Origin of the sequence: Streptomyces megasporus, from assembly GCF_000718985.1 — a bacterium.
In the GTDB taxonomy this organism is placed as follows: Bacteria; Actinomycetota; Actinomycetes; order Streptomycetales; family Streptomycetaceae; genus Streptomyces; species Streptomyces megasporus.
Map to the genome: position 1 here is coordinate 1 of NZ_JODL01000038.1, position 19,708 is coordinate 19,708.

General features: G+C 74.1%; 15 protein-coding genes and 1 rRNA gene. 12 read left to right on the plus strand and 4 right to left on the minus strand.

Features of this window, described 5'->3' with window-relative positions:
- Positions 1 to 96 (plus strand): 5S ribosomal RNA (gene rrf, locus IF47_RS28955); the annotation flags it as partial.
- A gap of 977 nt (positions 97 to 1,073) precedes the next feature.
- A complete protein-coding gene (locus IF47_RS0124170; RefSeq protein WP_051718193.1) occupies positions 1,074 to 1,859 on the plus strand; it encodes a tetratricopeptide repeat protein in 786 nt (261 codons plus the stop codon).
- Positions 1,860 to 1,920: 61 nt separating this feature from the next.
- Here the strand turns inward: IF47_RS0124170 and IF47_RS0124175 are convergent, their stop codons facing one another.
- On the minus strand, positions 1,921 to 3,255 hold the full coding sequence (locus tag IF47_RS0124175) for a DUF1015 family protein (protein ID WP_037733277.1): 1,335 nt from the start codon (positions 3,253 to 3,255) through the stop codon (positions 1,921 to 1,923).
- A 77-nt stretch (positions 3,256 to 3,332) separates the two neighbouring features.
- On the opposite strand from IF47_RS0124175, the gene IF47_RS0124180 reads away from it, so the two are divergent.
- On the plus strand, positions 3,333 to 4,403 hold the full coding sequence (locus IF47_RS0124180) for an HAD hydrolase-like protein (protein ID WP_031511102.1): 1,071 nt from the start codon (positions 3,333 to 3,335) through the stop codon (positions 4,401 to 4,403).
- A 178-nt stretch (positions 4,404 to 4,581) separates the two neighbouring features.
- Here the strand turns inward: IF47_RS0124180 and IF47_RS0124185 are convergent, their stop codons facing one another.
- Positions 4,582 to 4,929: a sterol-binding protein gene (locus IF47_RS0124185; protein WP_031511103.1), complete on the minus strand. Its 348-nt coding sequence runs from the start codon at positions 4,927 to 4,929 to the stop codon at positions 4,582 to 4,584.
- 68 nt (positions 4,930 to 4,997) lie between these two features.
- Here IF47_RS0124185 and IF47_RS0124190 point away from each other — a divergent pair, with 68 nt between their 5' ends.
- The 5 genes from IF47_RS0124190 to IF47_RS0124210 all read left to right on the plus strand — a co-directional run bounded on the left by IF47_RS0124190 (position 4,998) and on the right by IF47_RS0124210 (position 10,287).
- The gene (locus tag IF47_RS0124190; protein ID WP_031511104.1) at positions 4,998 to 5,312 is read left to right on the plus strand and encodes a hypothetical protein; all 315 of its coding nucleotides are present in this window, start codon (positions 4,998 to 5,000) and stop codon (positions 5,310 to 5,312) included.
- Between the two features lie 7 nt (positions 5,313 to 5,319).
- Complete coding sequence (locus tag IF47_RS0124195) at positions 5,320 to 6,150, plus strand: TlyA family RNA methyltransferase (protein WP_031511105.1); 831 nt, start codon at positions 5,320 to 5,322, stop codon at positions 6,148 to 6,150.
- A 2-nt stretch (positions 6,151 to 6,152) separates the two neighbouring features.
- Positions 6,153 to 7,070: an NAD kinase gene (locus IF47_RS0124200; protein WP_031511106.1), complete on the plus strand. Its 918-nt coding sequence runs from the start codon at positions 6,153 to 6,155 to the stop codon at positions 7,068 to 7,070.
- 75 nt (positions 7,071 to 7,145) lie between these two features.
- A complete protein-coding gene (gene recN / locus IF47_RS0124205; RefSeq protein ID WP_031511107.1) occupies positions 7,146 to 8,897 on the plus strand; it encodes a DNA repair protein RecN in 1,752 nt (583 codons plus the stop codon).
- A gap of 244 nt (positions 8,898 to 9,141) precedes the next feature.
- Entirely contained in the window at positions 9,142 to 10,287 is a 1,146-nt protein-coding gene (locus IF47_RS0124210) for a glycosyltransferase family 4 protein (RefSeq protein WP_078592080.1), read from the plus strand.
- Between the two features lie 67 nt (positions 10,288 to 10,354).
- Here IF47_RS0124210 and IF47_RS0124215 read toward each other — a convergent pair whose 3' ends face one another.
- Both IF47_RS0124215 and IF47_RS0124220 read right to left on the minus strand, forming a co-directional pair.
- Positions 10,355 to 11,395: a LacI family DNA-binding transcriptional regulator gene (locus IF47_RS0124215; protein WP_031511109.1), complete on the minus strand. Its 1,041-nt coding sequence runs from the start codon at positions 11,393 to 11,395 to the stop codon at positions 10,355 to 10,357.
- A gap of 138 nt (positions 11,396 to 11,533) precedes the next feature.
- Complete coding sequence (locus tag IF47_RS0124220; RefSeq protein ID WP_031511110.1) at positions 11,534 to 13,339, minus strand: glycoside hydrolase family 15 protein; 1,806 nt, start codon at positions 13,337 to 13,339, stop codon at positions 11,534 to 11,536.
- A 393-nt stretch (positions 13,340 to 13,732) separates the two neighbouring features.
- Here IF47_RS0124220 and IF47_RS0124225 point away from each other — a divergent pair, with 393 nt between their 5' ends.
- The 4 genes from IF47_RS0124225 to ald all read left to right on the plus strand — a co-directional run bounded on the left by IF47_RS0124225 (position 13,733) and on the right by ald (position 19,497).
- Positions 13,733 to 15,403, plus strand: a complete 1,671-nt coding sequence (locus IF47_RS0124225) for a CTP synthase (RefSeq protein WP_031511111.1) — start codon at positions 13,733 to 13,735, stop codon at positions 15,401 to 15,403.
- A gap of 2 nt (positions 15,404 to 15,405) precedes the next feature.
- Complete coding sequence (locus tag IF47_RS0124230) at positions 15,406 to 16,047, plus strand: NUDIX domain-containing protein (RefSeq protein ID WP_031511112.1); 642 nt, start codon at positions 15,406 to 15,408, stop codon at positions 16,045 to 16,047.
- Positions 16,048 to 16,200: 153 nt separating this feature from the next.
- A complete protein-coding gene (locus IF47_RS0124235) occupies positions 16,201 to 18,201 on the plus strand; it encodes a tetratricopeptide repeat protein (protein WP_078592088.1) in 2,001 nt (666 codons plus the stop codon).
- A 180-nt stretch (positions 18,202 to 18,381) separates the two neighbouring features.
- Positions 18,382 to 19,497: an alanine dehydrogenase gene (ald, locus tag IF47_RS0124240; RefSeq protein WP_157840042.1), complete on the plus strand. Its 1,116-nt coding sequence runs from the start codon at positions 18,382 to 18,384 to the stop codon at positions 19,495 to 19,497.
- Positions 19,498 to 19,708 lie beyond the last annotated feature (211 nt).

Here is a 19,708-nt window from a genome sequence, read left to right on the forward strand (position 1 = left end):
GAAACGCCCGGTTACATTCCGAACCCGGAAGCTAAGCTCTTCAGCGCCGATGGTACTGCACGGGGGACCGTGTGGGAGAGTAGGACGCCGCCGAACAAATCGTGAGGGCCCTTGGTCCCAGCGTGCACGCTGGGACCAAGGGCCCTTTTCTTTTAGCCATCAGCCTGGAACGCATCGAGTCGATCGGTGCGCGGAAATGAACGTGTATTACCCCAAGACAGGAGCCACGTCGATGTCCAACTCACCTGAGGAAAGGCCCGGTGGGTCCGAGCGGTCCGACAGGCCGCGACGTCACGGTGGCGACGAGAGGCGCGGCGGTGGTTTCCGTCGTGATGATCGTCGTGATGATCGGCGTGGTGATCGGTGGGGGGAGCGGCCCTCGTACCGGCGGGATGACCGGCGGGATGAGCGAGACGACCGCCGGGACGATCGGCGCGGTGACCGGCCCTCCTACGGCCGCCCGTCGCACGGTCGGGAGGACCGGCCCTCCTACGGTCGCGATGATCGACGGGGCGACCGCCCCTCCTACGGTCGGGATGACCGACGGGGCGACCGCCCCTCCTACGGCCGCCCGGCGCAGGGCCGTGACGACCGCCGAGGCGACCGGCCTTCGTACGGCCGTGACGACCGGCAGAGCTTCCGTCGTGACAGACGACCGCCGGGACGATCGGCGCGGTGACCGGCCCTCCTACGGCCGCCCGTCGCACGGTCGGGAGGACCGGCCCTCCTACGGTCGCGATGATCGACGTGGTGACCGGCCTTCGTACGGTCGCGATGATCGACGTGGTGACCGGCCTTCGTACGGTCGGGACGACCGACGGGGCGACCGCCCCTCCTACGGCCGCCCGGCGCAGGGCCGTGACGACCGCCGAGGCGGCCACGGAAGCCGAGGTGACCGCCCCCGTGGTGGGCACCGCGACGACTGGAGCGGGCGGCGCCCGTACGGCCAGGGTGAAGGCCGGGGACGTGACGAACGGGGTGGGTACCGCGGACGTCGGGAAGACGTGCGCGGTGGCTACCGGCGTGACGACCGTGACCGTGATCGCGGTCAGGATCGGGAGCCCATCGAGCGGCTGCCGATCCCGGAGGACATCACCGGTGAGGAGCTGGACAAGGAGGTTCGGCAGGAGCTCAAGAGCCTGCCCAAGACGCTCGCCGAGGACGTCGCCAAGAACCTGGTGATGGCGGCGAAGCTGCTGGACGAGGAGCCGGAGAAGGCCTACGGCTACGCGAAGGTCGCGCTGCGGCTGGCCTCCCGCGTCGCCGCGGTGCGCGAGGCCGCCGGGTTCGCCGCCTACGGAGTGGAGAAGTACGCCGAGGCACTGGCCGAGTTCCGCGCTGCCCGACGCATGACCGGTTCCGTCCACCTGTGGCCGCTGATGGCCGACTGCGAGCGTGGTCTCGGCAGGCCGGAGAAGGCCCTCGCCATGGCCGGCGAGCCCGAGGTGCAGAAGCTGGACAAGGCGGGGCAGGTGGAGATGCGGCTGGTCGCGGCCGGAGCACGACGCGACATGGGGCAGGCCGAGGCGGCCGTGGTCACGCTCCAGAGTCCCGAACTGGCCTCGAACTCCGTGCAGCCGTGGACGGCGCGACTGCGGTACGCGTACGCCGACGCGCTCCTGGCCGTCGGCCGTGAGGACGAGGCCCGCGACTGGTTCGCGAAGGCCATGGAGGCCGACCAGGGCGGGACGACCGACGCCTCCGACCGGCTGGCCGAGTTGGACGGGGTGGAGTTCCTGGACGCCCTCGACCCCGACGCCGACCGGGAGGACGAGTCGGAGGACCGGGACGGCCCCGAGGCCGGCGGCCCTGATGCCGGCGGGGCGGAAGACGGCGGGGCGGAAGACGGCGAGCGCTGAGGCACGCCTCGACGAGGGCGGGGCCCGGTTCTTCGGAACCGGGCCCCGCCCTTCGTCGTTCTCAGCGCCCGCGCTCACCCCTCTCCATGGCGCGCAGCACCAGCCCGGTGGCCGGTTTGGGGCCGAAGGACGTGGACTTGCGGGGCATGGTGACGCCCTGGCGGGCCAGGTCGCGGACGGTCTCCTCCACGACCGCGCGCATCAACACGGCCGAGCCGCCCAGGCGTTCCGCCTGCTCCACGGCCGCCGTCGCGTCGTGGAGATAACCGATTTCCGAGGAGCGGTCCGGGACGCGCCAGACGGCGTCCAGCAGGGTGGAGTGCAACACCGTGGCGTCCAACCGGCGCCATTCCTCCGGACGGTCGTCGCGGACGGTGCGCGCGACCAGGGCCGGGTCGGGATCGTGGAGCAGGTGGAAGGCGCCGTCCCCGGTGAGCAGGAAGGCGTTTCCGGGGGTGGCCTCCAGGGCGCGCAGGGCGTTCGGGAGCGGGCCGTCGACGGGGTGGACGCGGAAGGCGCCGTCCAGCCGGGAGAGGGCGTCGGCCGGCGGCAGGTGGGGGAGTATCCGGTGAATGGCCTGCACTCTCAACGGGTAGCGGGCGGTGTCGACCAGCAGCACCAGGCCGTGGTCCCAGAAGCCGCCGTCCCGGAAACCGTCCTCCCGGAAGCCGCCGCTTCCGGCACCAGGGGTCCGCTCGGCGCGGAGCCGCAGATAGGTGGCCCAGCGGTGGTGGCCGTCGGCGATGAGCGCCTGGCGCCGGGAGAGGTCGTGGTCGGCCTTGGCGAGCTCGTCCGGGTCGGTGATCGCCCAGAGCCGATGGGAGAAGCCGTCCTCGGTGGTCGTGGAGAGCAACGGGACCTTGCCGACCGCGCGTTCGACGACGGCCGTGGCGCCGGTGGCGGTGCCGTCGCCCTGGTACGACAACAGCAGCGGTTCGAGGTTGGCGGCGGTCGCGCGCATCAGGGCGGCGCGATCCTCGACGACCTCCGATATGACGTCCTCGTGGGGGAGGACCACGCCCTCGTCCGGCGGGGTCAGCCGGAGGGCTCCGATCAGCCCGCGCTGGAGGACGTCCCCCCGGCGTTGCTCGTAGACGTACAGCGCCGGGTGCCGGTCGCGGACGAGCACGCCCTCCTCCTCCCAGCGGCGCAGGGTGGCGGCGGCCTGTCGGTGGCGGGCGGCGGGGTCGGTCGCCTCGGGGAGGATCAGCCGGACGATGTTGTACGGGTCGGCGGTCTGGAGGTGGTGCAGCCCGTCGGGTCGGACCACGACGTCGTACGGGGGCGAGGTCACGGCGGCGAGGCTGCCGACCCGGTCGGGGGCGTAGCGCAGGCCGCGGAAGGGAGCGAGATGGAGGCCGCTCGGAGGGTGGTCGGGGCCCGGAGTTCGCAGCATTGGTGCATGTTATGCCGCGGTGAGGGGGTGAGAGATGATCGGGGGAGGTGCCCGTGAACACGAGGAGCGAGAAGACGATGACCGACTCCCCGACCGACCCCCACCGCCCGATCCGCACCCGGCCCCGGGGCTGCGGACGTCCACCGGCCGAGGAGTACGACACGGCGCTGCTCGATCTGGACGGTGTGGTCTACGCGGGCGGTGAGGCGGTCGTCCACGCGGTCGAGTCGCTCCGGGAGGCCCGTGGAGCCGGAATGCGCCTGGCGTACGTGACGAACAACGCCGCGCGCACCCCTCGGACCGTCGCCGAGCACCTGACGCGGCTCGGAGTGCCCGCGGAGCCGGAGGAGGTGGTCACCTCGGCGCAGGCGGTGGCGCGGATGATCGCCGAAGCCCTGCCCGCCGGCTCGCGGGTGCTGTGCGTGGGCGGCGAGGGTCTGGTGGTGGCGTTGCGTGAACGCGGCCTGGAGCCGGTGGAGTCGGCGGACGACGCCCCGGTGGCGGTCGTCCAGGGGTATGGCGGACCGGAGATGCCGTGGGGACGTCTGGCCGAGGCGGCGATCGCGGTGGGCCGAGGGCTGCCGTGGTTCGCGTCCAACACGGACCTGACCATCCCCAGCGGGCGGGGCATCGCCCCGGGCAACGGCGCGGCCGTGGAGGCGGTGCGGATCGCCACCCGGTGGATGCGCCCGGCGCCGGAGCCGAGGGTGGCGGGCAAGCCGCTGCCGCCGATGCACCGCGAGACGATCCTGCGGACGGGCGCCGAGCGGCCGCTGGTGGTCGGCGACCGGCTGGACACGGACATCGAGGGCGCGTACGCGGGCGGTGTGGACTCGCTGCTGGTGCTGACCGGCGTGACGGACACGGCGCAACTGCTCGCGGCACGCCCCGAACACCGGCCGACGTATGTGGCGGCCGACCTGCGGGGACTGCACCGTCCCCACCCGGAGCCGGTGGCGGCGCCGGGCGGCGGGTACTCGTGCGGCGGCTGGACGGCCTCGGTGCGGGACGGCGAACTGCTGCTGGAGGGCCGGGGCGGCGACCGGCTGGACGGGCTGCGGGCTCTGTGCGCAGCCGCCTGGACGGCGGCCGGGGAGGGCGTGTGCCGGGCCGGGACGGACAAGGCGCTCGCCACCCTCGGGCTGTGACCCCCGTGGCCGGTCCCCGCGCCCGGAGCCTCCCGTGGTCCCTTCCGGGGTGCCGTCCTGTCACGCCTCCACGGCCACCACCTGGCGCCACGGCCGCCGTGCCGCCAGGAGCGGCACCGCGATGTCCTTCGGGCGGCGGGCTCCGGGCGGGCTGACCGGAGGGCTCGGAGCGGCGGGCTCAGAGCAGCGAGCGCAGCCGCAGCAGGTCCCGCAGGCCCGCCTCCAGCCTGACCCGGCCCCGCGCCCAGGCGTGGGCGAAGTCCAGCCTGCCCTCCACCATGGAGACGAGGTCGTCACCGGTCATGGTCAGTCTGATCTGGGCACGTTCCGTCGGCGGCCCGGGGGAGGCGGTCAGGTCCTCGATGCGTCCGTGGACGAGCCTGCCGGTGAAGGTGATGTCCAGGTCGGTGAGCCGGCAACTGACCGAGCGTTCCACCGCGGCCGCGCCGCGGACGTCGTCGTCCGCCTCCGCCAGGTTCCTCGCCAGCCGCTCCAGCGCGGCCCGGCACTGCTCTGTGGTCGCCATCCCTCCCGACGGTACCGCAGGGAGTGCCCCTCACCGCGGCGGAACGCGGGCGCGGTAGCGTCGTGACCATGGACGAGTCGATGTCGTCCGGCACGGTGCCGGAACCGGAAGCGCAGGCGGATTCGGGGCCCCCCGAGGGGCCGCCGCACGAGGAGCGCCCCGCCGCGGGCGACGCCCGGCCCCTGGGCGTCGGGACGACCCCCACCGGGCACCCCGGGGTCGACGCCGGACTGCGCCGCCTGACGGACGTCGACCACCTCGCCGTCGGCGACCATCCGGAGGTGTACGAGGATGTGCACCGCGGACTGCGCGACACGTTGACCGCGCTCGACCGGCAGCCCGGGCCGCCCGTGCCCGGCGCGCCACACGACACCGGGAGCTGAACCGCACGTGGCAGCGTCACGAAACCAGCGCGGCCGGCGCAGCCGGCTCGACGCGGAACTGGTGCGTCGCGAGTTGGCCCGTTCACGCGAACACGCCCGTGAGCTCATCGCCGCCGGACGTGTCACCGTCGGCGGCGCCACCGCGACCAAGCCCGCCACCCAGGTGGAGACCGGCGCGGCCATCGTGGTGGTCGAGGACACCGACGACCCGGGCTACGTCTCGCGCGGCGGTCACAAGCTGGCCGGCGCCTTGGCGGCGTTCACCCCGCGCGGGCTGACCGTGGCGGGGCGGCGGGCCCTGGACGCCGGCGCCTCCACCGGAGGCTTCACCGACGTGCTGCTGCGCGCCGGAGCCGCGCGGGTCGTCGCGGTCGACGTCGGCTACGGACAACTGGCCTGGTCGCTGCGGAACGACGAACGGGTCGTGGTGAAGGACCGCACCAACGTCCGGGACCTGACCCTGGAGGAGATCGGCGGCGAGCCGGTGGACCTCGTCGTCGGAGACCTGTCCTTCATCCCGCTCGGCCTGGTGCTGCCCGCCCTGGCGCGGTGCGCCGCACCCGACGCCGACCTCGTGCTGATGGTCAAGCCGCAGTTCGAGGTGGGCAGGGAACGGTTGGGCAGCGGAGGGGTGGTGCGCAGCCCGCAGTTGCGCGCCGAGGCGGTCCGCACCGTCGCCGGCCGGGCCGCCGAGTTGGGTTTCGGCGTGCTCGGGGTGACCGCCAGTCCTCTCCCGGGTCCCTCCGGTAACGTCGAGTACTTCCTGTGGCTGCGCGCCGGGGCGCCCGAACTCGACCCGGCCGATGTCGACCGAGCCGTGGCGGAGGGCCCCCAGTGACCATGCGGAACACCGACAGCACCGGCACCACCGAGCGCACCGTGTTCCTGCTGACCCACACCGGCCGCCAGGCCGCGGTCCGCAGCGCCGAACTCGTCGTCCAAGGGCTGCTGCACAACGGCATCGGCGTGCGCGTGCCCGCCGAGGAGGCGGCCGAGCTGACGCTGCCGCCGTCCGTGCGGGTCGTCGAGGCCGACGAGGGCGTCGACGAGGACTGTGAGCTGCTCGTCGTCCTCGGCGGGGACGGGACGTTGCTGCGCGGCGCGGAGCTCGCCCGCGCCTCGGGGGTGCCGCTGCTGGGCGTCAACCTCGGCCGGGTCGGCTTCCTCGCCGAGGCCGAGCGCGACGACCTCGACAAGGTCGTGCACCGGGTCGTCGAGCGCTCCTACGAGGTCGAGGAGCGGATGACCATCGACGTGCTCGTCCGCAACAACGGCGGCGTGGTGCACCGCGACTGGGCGCTGAACGAGGCGTCGGTGGAGAAGGCCGCCCGCGAGCGGATGCTGGAGGTCGTCGCGGAGGTCGACGGCCGCCCGGTCTCCCGCTTCGGCTGCGACGGCGTCGTGTGCGCCACGCCCACCGGTTCCACCGCCTACGCCTTCTCCGCCGGCGGGCCCGTGGTGTGGCCGGAGGTCGAGGCGCTGCTCATGGTGCCCATCAGCGCCCACGCCCTGTTCGCCAAGCCCCTGGTGACCACCCCCGAGTCGGTCCTCGCCGTCGAGGTGCAGCCGGAGACCCCTGGCGGCGTCCTGTGGTGCGACGGGCGGCGCAGCGTGGAGCTGCCCGCCGGCGCCCGGGTGGAGGTACGGCGCGGCGAGGTGCCGGTGCGGCTGGCCCGGCTCCACCACGCCTCCTTCACCGACCGCCTGGTGGCCAAGTTCGCGCTCCCGGTGGCCGGATGGCGCGGAGCGCCGCACTAGCACACCACTGGCACACCGGTTCGGGAGGGGACACCGGCGGAGACCGCGGGTGGGGAACCGGCCACGGGACCTCGTATGGTCGTACCCGTGTTGGAGGAGATGCGGATTCGAGCCCTGGGTGTGATCGACGACGCCGTCGTCGAGCTGTCCCCCGGCTTCACCGCGGTGACCGGCGAGACCGGCGCGGGCAAGACCATGGTCGTCACCAGCCTGGGGCTGCTGCTCGGCGGGCGGGCGGACGCCGCTCTGGTACGGGTGGGTGCGAAGGCCGCCGTGGTGGAGGGGCGGATCGTGCTGCCGCCCGGCGCGCCCGCGGCGCGCCGGGCCGAGGAGGCGGGCGCGGAACTGGACGACGGCGACCTGCTCGTCAGCCGGACGATCTCGGCCGAGGGCCGCTCCCGCGCCCACGTCGGCGGGCGCGCGGTGCCCGTCGGGCTGCTGGCGGAGCTGGGCGAGGACCTGGTCGCGGTGCACGGGCAGACCGACCAGCAGGGGCTGCTGCGCCCCGCCCGACAGCGCCAGGCACTGGACCGGTACGCGGGGGAGGCGGTCTCCGCGCCGCTGGCCGACTACACCGAGGCGTACCGGCGGCTGCGCGCGGTCTCCGCCGAACTGGAGGAGCTGACCACGCGCGCCCGTGAGCGCGCGCAGGAGGCCGACCTGCTGCGCTTCGGTCTGGAGGAGATCGCCGCCGCCGAGCCCCGCCCGGGTGAGGACGTCGAACTGGCCGCCGAGGCCGAGCGGTTGGGCCACGCCGAGGCCCTGGCGTCCGCCGCCGCCACCGCCCACGGCGCGCTGGTCGGGGACCCGGCCGATCCCGAGGCCGTGGACGCCGGCGCCCTGGTCGCGGGCGCCCAGCGCGCGTTGGAGGCCGTACGGGCGCACGACCCGGCGCTGGCCGCCCTCGCCGACCGGCTGGGCGAGGTGGGCATCCTGTTGGCGGACGTGGCCGGGGAGCTGGCCGGATACGCCGACGACCTGGACGCCGACCCGCTGCGGCTGGCCGCCGTCGAGGAGCGGCGGGCCGCGCTCGCCCATCTGACCCGCAAGTACGGCGAGGACATCACCGCCGTGCTGGCCTGGGCGGAGGAGAGCGCCGCCCGACTCGCCGAACTCGACAGCGACGACGACCGGATCGCGGAGTTGACCGCCGAACGCGACGCGCTCCGCGCCCGACTCTCCGACCTCGCGCGGCGGTTGACCCGGGCCCGGGCGGAGGCGGCCGAGCGGTTCGCCGACGCGGTCACCGCCGAACTGGCCGAACTCGCCATGCCCCACGCCCGCGTCACCGTCGCACTGCGGCAGCACGAGACCTCCGACGAGAGGTCGGGCATCGAGGTGGACGGACGGCTCGTCACCTTCGGTCCCCACGGCGTGGACGAGGTGGAGCTGCTGCTCGCCCCGCACCCCGGGGCCCACCCCCGCCCGATCGCCAAAGGCGCCTCGGGCGGTGAGCTGTCCCGCGTCATGCTCGCGGTCGAGGTGGTCTTCGCGGGCGCCGCCCCGGTGCCGACCTACCTCTTCGACGAGGTGGACGCGGGCGTCGGGGGGAAGGCGGCGGTCGAGGTCGGGCGTCGCCTGGCCCGGTTGGCGAAGTCGGCGCAGGTCGTGGTCGTCACCCACCTTCCGCAGGTCGCGGCGTTCGCCGACCGGCACCTGGTGGTGGAGAAGACCTCCGACGGGTCGGTGACGCGCAGCGGCGTGAAGACGCTCCGGGGCGAGGACCGGGTGCGCGAGCTGTCCCGGATGCTGGCGGGCCACGAGGAGTCGCAACTCGCCCGCGCCCACGCCGAGGAGCTGCTGGAGGCGGCCCGCACCGGCATCTGACCGGCGCCGTTGTGCCGCCACGCGCCCGGCCGTCGCTTTCACCCGTACGGTGTGACGCCCCGCGAGGGTCGGACCTGGCATCCTGGACGGAGCACACCGCCGTGCGCCGCCCGTGTGCCGTACGCGCCGTGCGCCGCCGTGTGCGCGACCCGCGGTCCGGGCCGGGGCCACGGCACCCCGCGTCCGATCGTCCCGAGCGGCCGCGCCGTCCGCACCCCCACGAGCCAGGAGCCCCGTCCCTGTCGTGAGCAGCACACCGGTTCCGCCGAGCGGTCAGGAATCCCTGCACGTGGTGCAGGTGGTCGGCAGTGGCAACGCCCGTACCTGCGCGCACGTGCGCTCCCTGGCGGCCGGGCTCGTGGCCCGGGGGGTGCGGGTGACGGTCTGCGCGCCGAGCGCCACGGAACCGGCGTACGACTTCACCGGCGTCGGCGCCCGCTTCGTCTCCCTGTGCGCTCGCGCGGACCCGGAGACGGCCGTGGCGCTGCGCGTGGTGTGCGGGGACGCCGACGTGGTGCACGCCCATGGACTGCGGGCCGGGGCGCTGGCCGTCCCGGCGTTGTACGGGCGCCGTCGGCGGACGCCGCTGGTGGTCACCTGGCACGCCCGGGCCCGGTCCGCCGGCACCCGGGCGCGGCTGCTGTGGGTGCTGGAACGTCGGGTGGTGCGGGCCGCGCGGGTGGTGTTCGGCACCACCTCGGACCTGGTGGACCGGGCCCGTCGCCACGGGGCCCGCGACGCCCGTCTCGCCCCGGTGACCGTCCCCGTGCCGCGCGCGGACCCGGCCGGTGCGCCGCGCCCGGCGGACGGCGCGCACGGGGAGCGGGAGAAGACCCGCGCCGAACTCGGCGTCACCGGGCGGCCGTTGATCTTCGCGCTCGGCCGTCTCGACGCCCACCAGGGGTTCGGCACCCTGCTGACCGCCTCCCGTGCCTGGCGCGGTCTCGAGCCGCCGCCGTTGCTGGCCGTCGCGGGGGAGGGGCCCGCCCGGCCCGCGCTCCAGCGCCGCATCGACGACGAGGAACTGCCCGCACGGCTGCTGGGGCGGCGCGGGGACGCGCTGGAACTGCTCGCCGCCGCCGACGTCGCGGTGCTGCCGACACGCTGGGAGGGACGAGCGGTGGTGGCCCAGGAGGCGCTGCGGGCGGGGGTCCCGCTGGTGGCGACCGCGGTGGGCGGTCTGCCGGAGCTGGTGGGCGACGCCGCGCTGCTGGTGCCCTACGGCGACGCGAACGCGCTGGCCGGCGCGGTGACCGACCTGCTGGCCGATCCCGCGCGCCGTCGGTCCCTGGCCGCGGCCGGACGGGCCCAGGCGGCCACCTGGCCGAACGAGGACGAGACGGTGGCCCAGGTGCTGAGCGTGTACGACGAGCTGACGCTGGGGGCCTGACCGGCGCCCGCCCCGGTGCGGTCGGCGGCGGCCCGGCGCCCGGGGCCGCCCGGGGGCGGGCGGAGGGTCAACTGGAGTCGCGGATCACCAGCCGGGCCGGGGTGATCACCGGCGTCAGGGGCGTGTCCGGGTGCGTGCCGTTCGAGGGCGTCCCGAGCCGCCGCAGCAGCAGGCCGGCCATCATCCGGCCCATGTCCTGGACGTCCTGGCGCACGGTGGTCAGGGGCGGGACGGCCCAGGCGGCCGGCTCCAGGTCGTCGTAGCCGACGACCGCGACGTCCTCGGGCACCCGCCGTCCCCGGGCGCGCAGGGTTCGCAGCGCCCCCGAGGCCATCAGGTCGCTGCCCGCGAACACGGCGTCCAGGTCGGGGGAGCGGTCCAGCAGCTCGGCCATGGCCCGCTCGCCGCCCTCGGCCGTGAAGTCCCCGTGGGCGACCAGGGCAGGGTCGGCCTCGGCCACGCCCAGGGCGTCACGGTAGCCGTCGAGCCGGTCCTGGGCGGAGGTCTGGTCCAACGGGCCGGTGATCACGGCGATCCGCCGCCGCCCCCGCTCCAGCAGGTGCTCCACCGCCTGCCGGGCGCCGCCGCGGTTGTCGGTGTCCACATACAGCAGCTCGGGGTCGTCCTCCGCCCCGGGCCAGCCCGGCCGGCCGCCGAAGACCGTGGGCAGGCCGGAGGCGTGCGCCATCGACGGCAGCGGGTCGTCGCGGTGCAGCGAGAACATCAGCGCCCCGTCCACGTGCCCGCCCGCCAGGTAGCGTCCCACGCGGTCGTAGTCCGCGCGCCCCTCCAGCAACAGGAGCAGCAGTTGCGTGTCGCAGGAGGACAGCTCACGGCTGATGCCGCGCAACTGCTGGGCGAAGAAGGGATCGGAGAACACCCGCGTCTCGGGTTCGGCGATCACCACGGCGACGGCCCCCGTACGGCGGGTGACCAGGCTGCGCGCCGCGCTGTTGGGCACGTAACCGAGCGCGGCCACCGATGCCTCGACCCGCTCGCGCAGGGCCTTGCGGACGCCCGCGCCCCCGTTGACCACGCGTGACACGGTGGCTCGGGAGACCCCGGCGTGGGCGGCGACCGCTTCGAGTGTGGGTCTGGGACCGTGCACGGCGAAAAACTCCTTCTCTCGCGGAGTACCGACGCTACTCCCCACGGCGAGCGGTGCGCAGACCACTTCTGAGAGCGCTTTCACAACGCGGTGAGACGTCCGCCCGACCCCGAACGGGCCGGGCGGACGCGTCGAGACTCAGCCGCCGTAGGCTCCGGAGGCCGTCAGCCGCAGGGCGGTGTCGATCAGGGGCACGTGGCTGAACGCCTGGGGGAAGTTGCCCACTTGGCGCTGGAGTCGGGAGTCCCACTCCTCGGCCAGCAGCCCCAGGTCGTTGCGGAGGGAGAGCAGCTTCTCGAAGAGTTGGCGCGCCTCCTCGACCCGGCCGATCATCGCCAGGTCGTCGGCCAGCCAGAACGAACAGGCCAGGAACGCGCCCTCGTCGCCCGCCAGGCCGTCCACGCCCGTTTCCTCGCCCGAGGTCGGGTACCGCAGCACGAAGCCGTCCGGGGTGGACAGCTCGCGCTGGATGGCCTCGATGGTGCCGATGACCCGCTTGTCGTCCGGGGGCAGGAAGCCCACCTGCGGGATGATCAGCAGCGAGGCGTCCAGCTCCTTCGACCCGTAGGACTGGGTGAAGGTGTTGCGCTCGGGGTCGTAGCCCTTCTCGCACACGTCGCGGTGGATCGCGTCGCGCAGCTCGCGCCACCGCTCCAGCGGCCCGTCCACGTCGCCGGACTCGATCAGCCGGATCGTGCGGTCCACCGCGACCCACGCCATGACCTTGGAGTGGACGAAGTGCCGGCGCGGGCCGCGCACCTCCCATATCCCCTCGTCCGGCTCCATCCAGTGGTCCTCCAGGTAGCCGATCAGCTTGATCTGGAGCAGGCTGGCGTAGTCGTTGCGGGCCAGCCCGGTCATGTGGGCCAGGTGGAGGGCCTCGATGGTCTCGCCGTAGACGTCGAGCTGGAGCTGACCGGCGGCGCCGTTGCCGACCCGCACCGGCACCGATCCCTCGTAGCCGGGCAGCCAGGGAAGCTCCGTCTCGCCCAGCTCGCGCTCGCCGGCGATGCCGTACATGATCTGCAGGTTCTCCGGGTCGCCGGCGACCGCCCGCAGCAGCCACTCCCGCCAGGCCTGGGCCTCCTCGCGGTAGCCGGTGCGCAGCAGCGACGACAGGGTGATCGCCGCGTCGCGCAGCCAGGTGAAGCGGTAGTCCCAGTTGCGCACGCCGCCGATCTCCTCGGGCAGCGAGGTGGTGGGCGCGGCCACGATGCCGCCGGTCGGAGCGTAGGTGAGCGCCTTGAGCGTGATCAGGGAGCGGACCACCGCCTCCCGGTACGGGCCGTGGTACGTGCAGTGGCTCACCCAGTCGCGCCAGAACTCCTCGGTCGTCGCCAGCGCCGCCTCCGGCTCCGCGGGCGGCGGGGGGTTCTGGTGGGAGGGCTGCCAACTGATGGTGATCGCGATCCGGTCGCCCGGCGCGACGGTGAAGTCGGCGTAGGTGGTCAGGTTCTCGCCGTAGGTGTCGACATCGCTGTCGACCCAGACGGAGTCGGGGCCGGCGACGGCGACGGTGCGGCCGTCCACCTTGTGCACCCACGGCACGATCTGCCCGTAGGAGAACCGCATCCGCAGCGCGGAGCGCATCGGGACCCGGCCGCTGACCCCCTCCACGATCCGCACGAGCTGCGGCGCGTGGTGTTCGCGCGGCGGCATGAAGTCGATCACTCGGACGGTGCCGCGGGGGGTGTCCCACTCGGACTCCAGGATCAGGGAGTCGCCCCGGTAGCGCCGGCGGGTGGAGGCGGGCGGTTCCTGCCCGGCGGGGTGCGCGGGGCCCAGCCGCCAGAAGCCGTGGTCCTCGGTGCCGAGGAGTCCGGCGAAGACGGCATGGGAGTCGAACCGGGGCAGGCACAGCCAGTCCACCGATCCGTCCCGGCAGACCAGGGCGGCTGTCTGCATGTCCCCGATGAGTGCGTAATCCTCGATGCGCCCGGCCACGAGCATCTCCAGTCGAACTGCGGCTACGCCCCGTGGGACGTGCGGTCTTCCGTCCTGCCGCGTGAAGGGCCCACGCGGACAGTCTGAGCAGGATACGACGCGGTCGGGTGATCCGCGCCGAGGTCACCATAGGGGCGTCGGGGCCCTCCGGGTGACCACGTTCCGGGGATCGGCGGGCTTCGGGCGGCCGCGACGGCCCCTCGACGGACACTGTGCCATGGTCCGCGCGGTGACGCCGACGTGCTTCGGTGTCCGTGTTCGCCGCTGATACCCTGGTAGCCCGTGGAGCGGAGGGCACAACAACCCCCGAACCGCAGCGACGGCACCCCCTCCCAACCGGCCGGGGAGCCGGAGCGCACGTCACCTCGCGACCACGGGAGCCCCCTCTTGGCCATGCCGCCCAAATCCATGACGACCAAGCACCTCTTCGTCACGGGGGGTGTCGCCTCCTCGCTCGGCAAGGGTCTCACCGCCTCCAGCCTGGGTGCGCTGCTGAAGGCCCGAGGACTGCGGGTCACCATGCAGAAGCTCGACCCGTACCTCAACGTGGACCCCGGCACGATGAACCCCTTCCAGCACGGTGAGGTGTTCGTCACCAACGACGGAGCCGAGACCGACCTGGACATCGGCCACTACGAGCGCTTCCTCGACGTCGACCTCGACGGGTCCGCCAACGTCACCACCGGCCAGATCTACTCCACGGTCATCGCCAAGGAGCGGCGCGGCGAGTACCTCGGCGACACCGTGCAGGTCATCCCGCACATCACCAACGAGATCAAGCACCGCATCCGCCGGATGGCCACCGACGACGTGGACGTGGTGATCACCGAGGTCGGCGGGACCGTCGGCGACATCGAGTCGCTGCCCTTCCTGGAGGCCGTGCGCCAGGTGCGGCACGAGGTCGGCCGCGACAACGTCTTCGTCGTCCACATCTCGCTGCTGCCCTACATCGGCCCCTCCGGGGAGCTGAAGACCAAGCCCACCCAGCACTCGGTGGCCGCCCTGCGCAACATCGGCATCCAGCCCGACGCGATCGTGCTGCGCGCCGACCGGGACGTGCCCGTCTCCATCAAGCGCAAGATCTCGCTGATGTGCGACGTGGACGAGGACGCGGTGGTGGCCTGCAAGGACGCCCCCTCCATCTACGACATCCCCAAGGTCCTGCACGGCGAGGGCCTGGACGCCTACGTGGTGCGCCGTCTCGGCCTGGCCTTCCGGGACGTGGACTGGACCCAGTGGGACGACCTGCTGCGCCGCGTCCACCAGCCCGCGCACGAGGTGACCGTCGCGCTGGTCGGCAAGTACATCGACCTGCCCGACGCCTACCTGTCGGTGACCGAGGCGCTGCGCGCGGGCGGCTTCGCCAACAACGCCCGGGTGAAGATCAAGTGGGTCACCTCCGACGACTGCCGGGTCCCCGGCGGCGCGCGGAAGCAGCTCGGCGACGTGGACGCGATCTGCATCCCCGGCGGCTTCGGCGAGCGCGGCGTCGAGGGCAAGGTGGCGGCGATCACCTACGCCCGCGAGAACGGCGTTCCGCTGCTGGGCCTGTGCCTGGGCCTGCAGTGCATCGTGATCGAGGCCGCCCGCAACCTGGCGGGCATCGAGGGCGCCAACTCCACCGAGTTCGACCAGGCCGCCCCCCACCCGGTGATCTCCACCATGGAGGAGCAGTTGGACATCGTCGCCGGAGAGGGCGACCTGGGCGGCACCATGCGGCTGGGGATGTACCCGGCCAAGCTCGCCGAGGGCTCGATCGTGCGCGAGGTCTACGGCGACGAGCCGTACGTCGAGGAGCGCCACCGCCACCGGTACGAGGTCAACAACGCCTACCGCGCCGAGTTGGAGAAGGCCGGGCTCGTCTTCTCCGGCACCTCCCCGGACAACAAGCTGGTGGAGTTCGTCGAGTACCCGCGCGAGGTCCACCCCTACCTGGTCGCCACCCAGGCCCACCCCGAGCTGCGGTCCCGGCCCACCCGTCCGCACCCGCTCTTCGCCGGTCTGGTGAAGGCCGCGGTCGAGCGGCAGGGCGCGGGCACCGTGCGCGAGCGCGAGGAGGTCTGAGCGTGGCAGGGACGGACGGACACCCGCGGGACACCCCGCAGGAGTGGCGGGTCACCGCCTCCGAGACGCCGTTCACCGGTGGCAAGACCAGCGTGCGCACCGACCGCGTGGTGATGCCGGACGGCTCCGTCGCCGCCCGCGACTACCAGGTGCACCCCGGCTCGGTCGCCGTCCTCGCGCTGGACGAACGGGACCGGGTGCTGGTGATCAACCAGTACCGCCACCCGGTGCGGCACAAGCTCTGGGAGATCCCCGCCGGGCTGCTCGACGTCCCCGGCGAGAACCCGCTGCACGCCGCCCGGCGCGAGCTGTACGAGGAGGCGCACGTCGAGGCGGAGGACTGGCGGGTGTTGATCGACATGTACACCTCGCCGGGCGGCAGCGACGAGGCGGTGCGGATCTTCCTGGCCCGCGGGCTGTCCGAGGCGGAGGGCGAGCGCTTCGAGGTCCTGGACGAGGAGGCCGACATGGAGGTGGCCCGCGTTCCGCTGGCCGACCTGGTGCGCGGCGTCCTCGCCGGCGACCTGCACAACAACTGCCTGGCGACGGGCGTCCTGGCGCTGACCGCCGCCCGCGCGGGCGAGGGCCTGGACACCCTGCGCCCGGCCGACGCCCCCTGGCCCGCCCGGCCGTTCGAGGGGTGAGCGGGGGCCGGCCGAGGAGTCGGCCCGAGAGGTCGGCCGGAGGAGTCGACGCGTGAGCGACCGAGGAGCGACGGGCCGCGGCGCCGGGGACGGGCACCGCGGCCCCGGCATCGGCGCGGGAACGGGCCCGGCGCGGTGATCTACCCTCGTTCCGTGACGGATCAGGCGGTGCACACCGGCGGGCCGACCCCGTACACGGCCCCGGCGGCGGACGGGTCCGACGGCTTCGTCGGACGGCGACGCGAACTGGCCCAACTCCGCGCCGACATCGGGCGCGCGGGGCCGCACACCCGCGCGGGCCGTCCCGCCCCCCGCGGCCGTGTGCTGCTGATCGCGGGCCGGCCCGGCTCGGGCCGCACCGCGTTGGCGGAGGAACTCGTCCGGCAGGTGGCCGCCGACCACCCCGACGGCGTGCTCCGCGCCCGGCTCACCGACCCGGACGGCACCCCCGTCCCCACCGAGCGCACCGCCCGCGACCTGCTCCGCGCCCTCGGCCGTCCGGCCCCCGCCGGGGCGGAGGGGGACGAACTCGCCGGCGCGCTGCGCGCCGCCCTGGCCGGCCGCCGCGCCCTGCTGCTCCTGGACGAGGTGGCCGGTCCCGAGCAGGTGAAGGACCTGCTCCCCGACGGCCGGGACTGCCTCGTCCTCGCCGTCTCCCGAGGGCCGCTGACCGGCGTCCCGGACGTGCGGCCCTGCGTCCTCGACGGGCTCGACACCGACTCGGCCGTCGCCCTTCTGGCCCGGTGCGCCGGGGAGACCCCGCGCGTCACCGTGGACCCGCGTGCCGCCGAGTGCCTGGTCGAGGCGTGCGGTGGACGGCCCGCCGCGCTCGTCCTGGTCGGCGGCTGGCTGGCGGCCCACCCCACGGCGTCCGTCGCCGAGGCCGTGCGGCGCTTCGGCGATCTTCCCGACACCCTTCCCGGCGAGACGGAGAGCGCCGGCTCACGGGGGCCCGCCGGCCGTGTGCCCCGCCCCCGTACGCACCCGGCTCCGGCCGCCCGGCCGCTGGTCCGCGCCCTGCTGCTGGTGCACGACTCGCTGCCGCCGTCGATCGCCCGTACCCTGCGCCTGCTGGCGCTCGCCCCGGCCGGGCTCGTCGACGCCCACACCACGGCCGCCCTCGCGGGATGCCCGATGGACGCGGCGGCGGCCACGCTGGAGGGCTTCGTCCGGCTCGGCCTGCTGCGCACCACCGTCGTTCCGGGGCAGTACGAGGTCCCCGGCTGTCTCGCCCCTCTGCTGGCCGTCCTGGTGAGGGAGTCGGAGAGCCCCGCCGAGGTGCGGTTGGCGCGCGCCCGGATGCTGGAGCGGGCGGTGCGGCTGCTGAAGTCCTGTCGGGCCGCCGCCGAGCCGCCCGGCTCGCCGGCGCGCAAGGAGATGGCGGGGCTGCCGCGCGCCCTGCGCTTCGCCACGTCCCCCGCCGCCGCCGCGTGGCTCGACTCCCGGCTGCCGGCTCTGCGCGCCGCCGCCGCGGCGGCCGTCGACGACGGGGAGCTGGACACCCTGGCCCGGCGTCTGGTCGCGGCCCTCATCCGGGCGTTGAGCGCGCACCTGGGGCCCGAGGAGGCCGCGCCCGAGCTGTACCGTCTGCACGAACTGCTGTCGACGGTCACCGGGCGCCGCGGCCTGTACGGGGAACACGCGGCGGCCCTGCTCGCCCTGGGGGACCTCGACGCCCGCGCCGGTCGGCCGCGGAAGGCGCTGACGCGCCACCGCGCCGCGCTGGAGGCCGCCCGCGCCGCCGGCGGGCGCGGCACCGGGGCGGCCGTACGGGCCATGGAGTCCCTCGGGGACACCTACGCCGGTCTGGGCGACCGGCCGCGGGCGACCGACTGGTACGGCCGGGCGCTGGCCCTGTGCCAGACCCGCGGCGACCTGGTGGCCGAGGCCCGGCTCCACGGCCGGATCGGAGCCGAGCACCTCGGCGAAGGGGAGTGGGAGGAGGCCCTGCGCGCGTGGCGCGCCGCCGCGGCGGCCTGTCGGCGGCTGAAGGACGGGCGGGGGTACGCGAGGGCGTTGGAGGAGGTCGCGAGGGCGCAGGAGCGCGCGGGCCGCGTCGAGGAGGCGGCGCGCACCCGCCGCGAGGCCCTGCGGTGGGCGCGGCGGCTCGGCGACGAGCTTCCCGGTCGCGCCACCCGAGGGGAGTTGACCTAAGAAATGGCCGATAACCAGCCAGAAAACTGGCATTTTGCAAGGCTGGACAGCGGAAAATCCTTCATTAGAATGGTCAAGCTGCGGCTGTCCCGTCACATCCGTTATTCGCTTCCTGTGGTGATGTGATGGTGTGTGCCCCGGTCCCTTCCGCGACCCTCTGAGACAAGGACCGTGATCGACGTGAAGGTCGGCATCCCCCGAGAGATCAAGAACAACGAGTTCCGCGTGGCCATCACCCCGGCCGGTGTCCACGAACTCGTGCGCGGCGGCCACCGGGTCCTCGTCGAGCGGGGCGCCGGAGTGGGCTCCTCCATCGACGACCGCGAGTACGTCGAGGCCGGCGCCACCGTGCTGGACACCGCCGACGAGGTGTGGGCCGACGCCGACCTGCTGCTGAAGGTCAAGGAGCCGATCGCCGAGGAGTACCACCGACTGCGCAAGGACCAGGTGCTGTTCACCTACCTCCACCTGGCCGCGTCCCGCGACTGCACCGAGGCCCTGCTGCGCTCCGGCACCACCGCCATCGCCTACGAGACGGTGCAGGCCGCGGACGGCACGCTGCCGCTGTTGGCGCCGATGTCCGAGGTGGCCGGCCGGATCGCCCCGCAGGTCGGCGCGTACCACCTGATGCGCCCGGCCGGCGGTCGCGGCGTGCTGCCCGGCGGGGTGCCGGGCGTCTCGGCGAGCCGGGCCGTCGTCATCGGCGGCGGCGTCGCCGGTTGGAACGCCACCCAGGTCGCGGTGGGCATGGGCTTCCACGTCACCCTGCTCGACAAGGACGTGCGCAAGCTGCGCGAGGCCGACCGGATCTTCGGCAACCGCGTCCGGACGGTCACCTCCAACGCGTACGAACTGGACAAGGCCGTCCGGGAGGCGGATCTGGTCGTCGGGGCCGTGCTGATCCCCGGCGCCCGGGCGCCGAAGCTGGTCACCGGCGACCTGGTGTCGCGGATGAGGTCCGGAAGCGTCCTCGTCGACATCGCCATCGACCAGGGCGGCTGTTTCGAGGACTCGCGTCCCACCACGCACGCGGAGCCGACCTTCACCGTCCACGACTCGGTCTTCTACTGCGTCGCCAACATGCCCGGCGCGGTGCCGAGCACCTCGACGTACGCGCTCACCAACGCCACGCTGCCGTACGTGGTGGAACTGGCCGACCACGGCTGGCGCGAGGCCCTGCGCCGCGACCCGGCCCTCGCCCGGGGGCTCAACGTCCACGACGGCGAGATCACCTACGGCCCGGTCGCCGAGGCGCACGGGCTGACGGCACGCGAGCCGGGTTCACTGCTCGGTTGACAAGTCGTCATATGAACAGGACGCGAAACGTCAACCGAAACGTCAACGCCACGAGTCAACGCCACAAGTCAACATGACGACCATCGTGTCACCGGCCGACCCCGGGACCGCTCGGAGGCGGCCGGTGGGACGGGAGGCGGAGCCGACGGGCCTGGTCAACGTGGGGTCAACTCGTCGTGAACATGGTCCTTTGGTCGTTTCGCGCCCCCAT

What these genes read in the sequence shown, in the direction of transcription:
- IF47_RS0124225 (WP_031511111.1), top strand. Translation starts at nt 13,733, where the DNA reads ATGCCGCCCAAATCCATGACGACCAAGCACCTCTTCGTCACGGGGGGT.
- IF47_RS0124175 (WP_037733277.1), bottom strand. Translation starts at nt 3,255, where the DNA reads ATGCTGCGAACTCCGGGCCCCGACCACCCTCCGAGCGGCCTCCATCTC.
- IF47_RS0124180 (WP_031511102.1), top strand. Translation starts at nt 3,333, where the DNA reads ATGACCGACTCCCCGACCGACCCCCACCGCCCGATCCGCACCCGGCCC.
- IF47_RS0124200 (WP_031511106.1), top strand. Translation starts at nt 6,153, where the DNA reads ATGCGGAACACCGACAGCACCGGCACCACCGAGCGCACCGTGTTCCTG.
- IF47_RS0124190 (WP_031511104.1), top strand. Translation starts at nt 4,998, where the DNA reads ATGGACGAGTCGATGTCGTCCGGCACGGTGCCGGAACCGGAAGCGCAG.
- IF47_RS0124185 (WP_031511103.1), bottom strand. Translation starts at nt 4,929, where the DNA reads ATGGCGACCACAGAGCAGTGCCGGGCCGCGCTGGAGCGGCTGGCGAGG.
- recN (WP_031511107.1), top strand. Translation starts at nt 7,146, where the DNA reads ATGGTCGTACCCGTGTTGGAGGAGATGCGGATTCGAGCCCTGGGTGTG.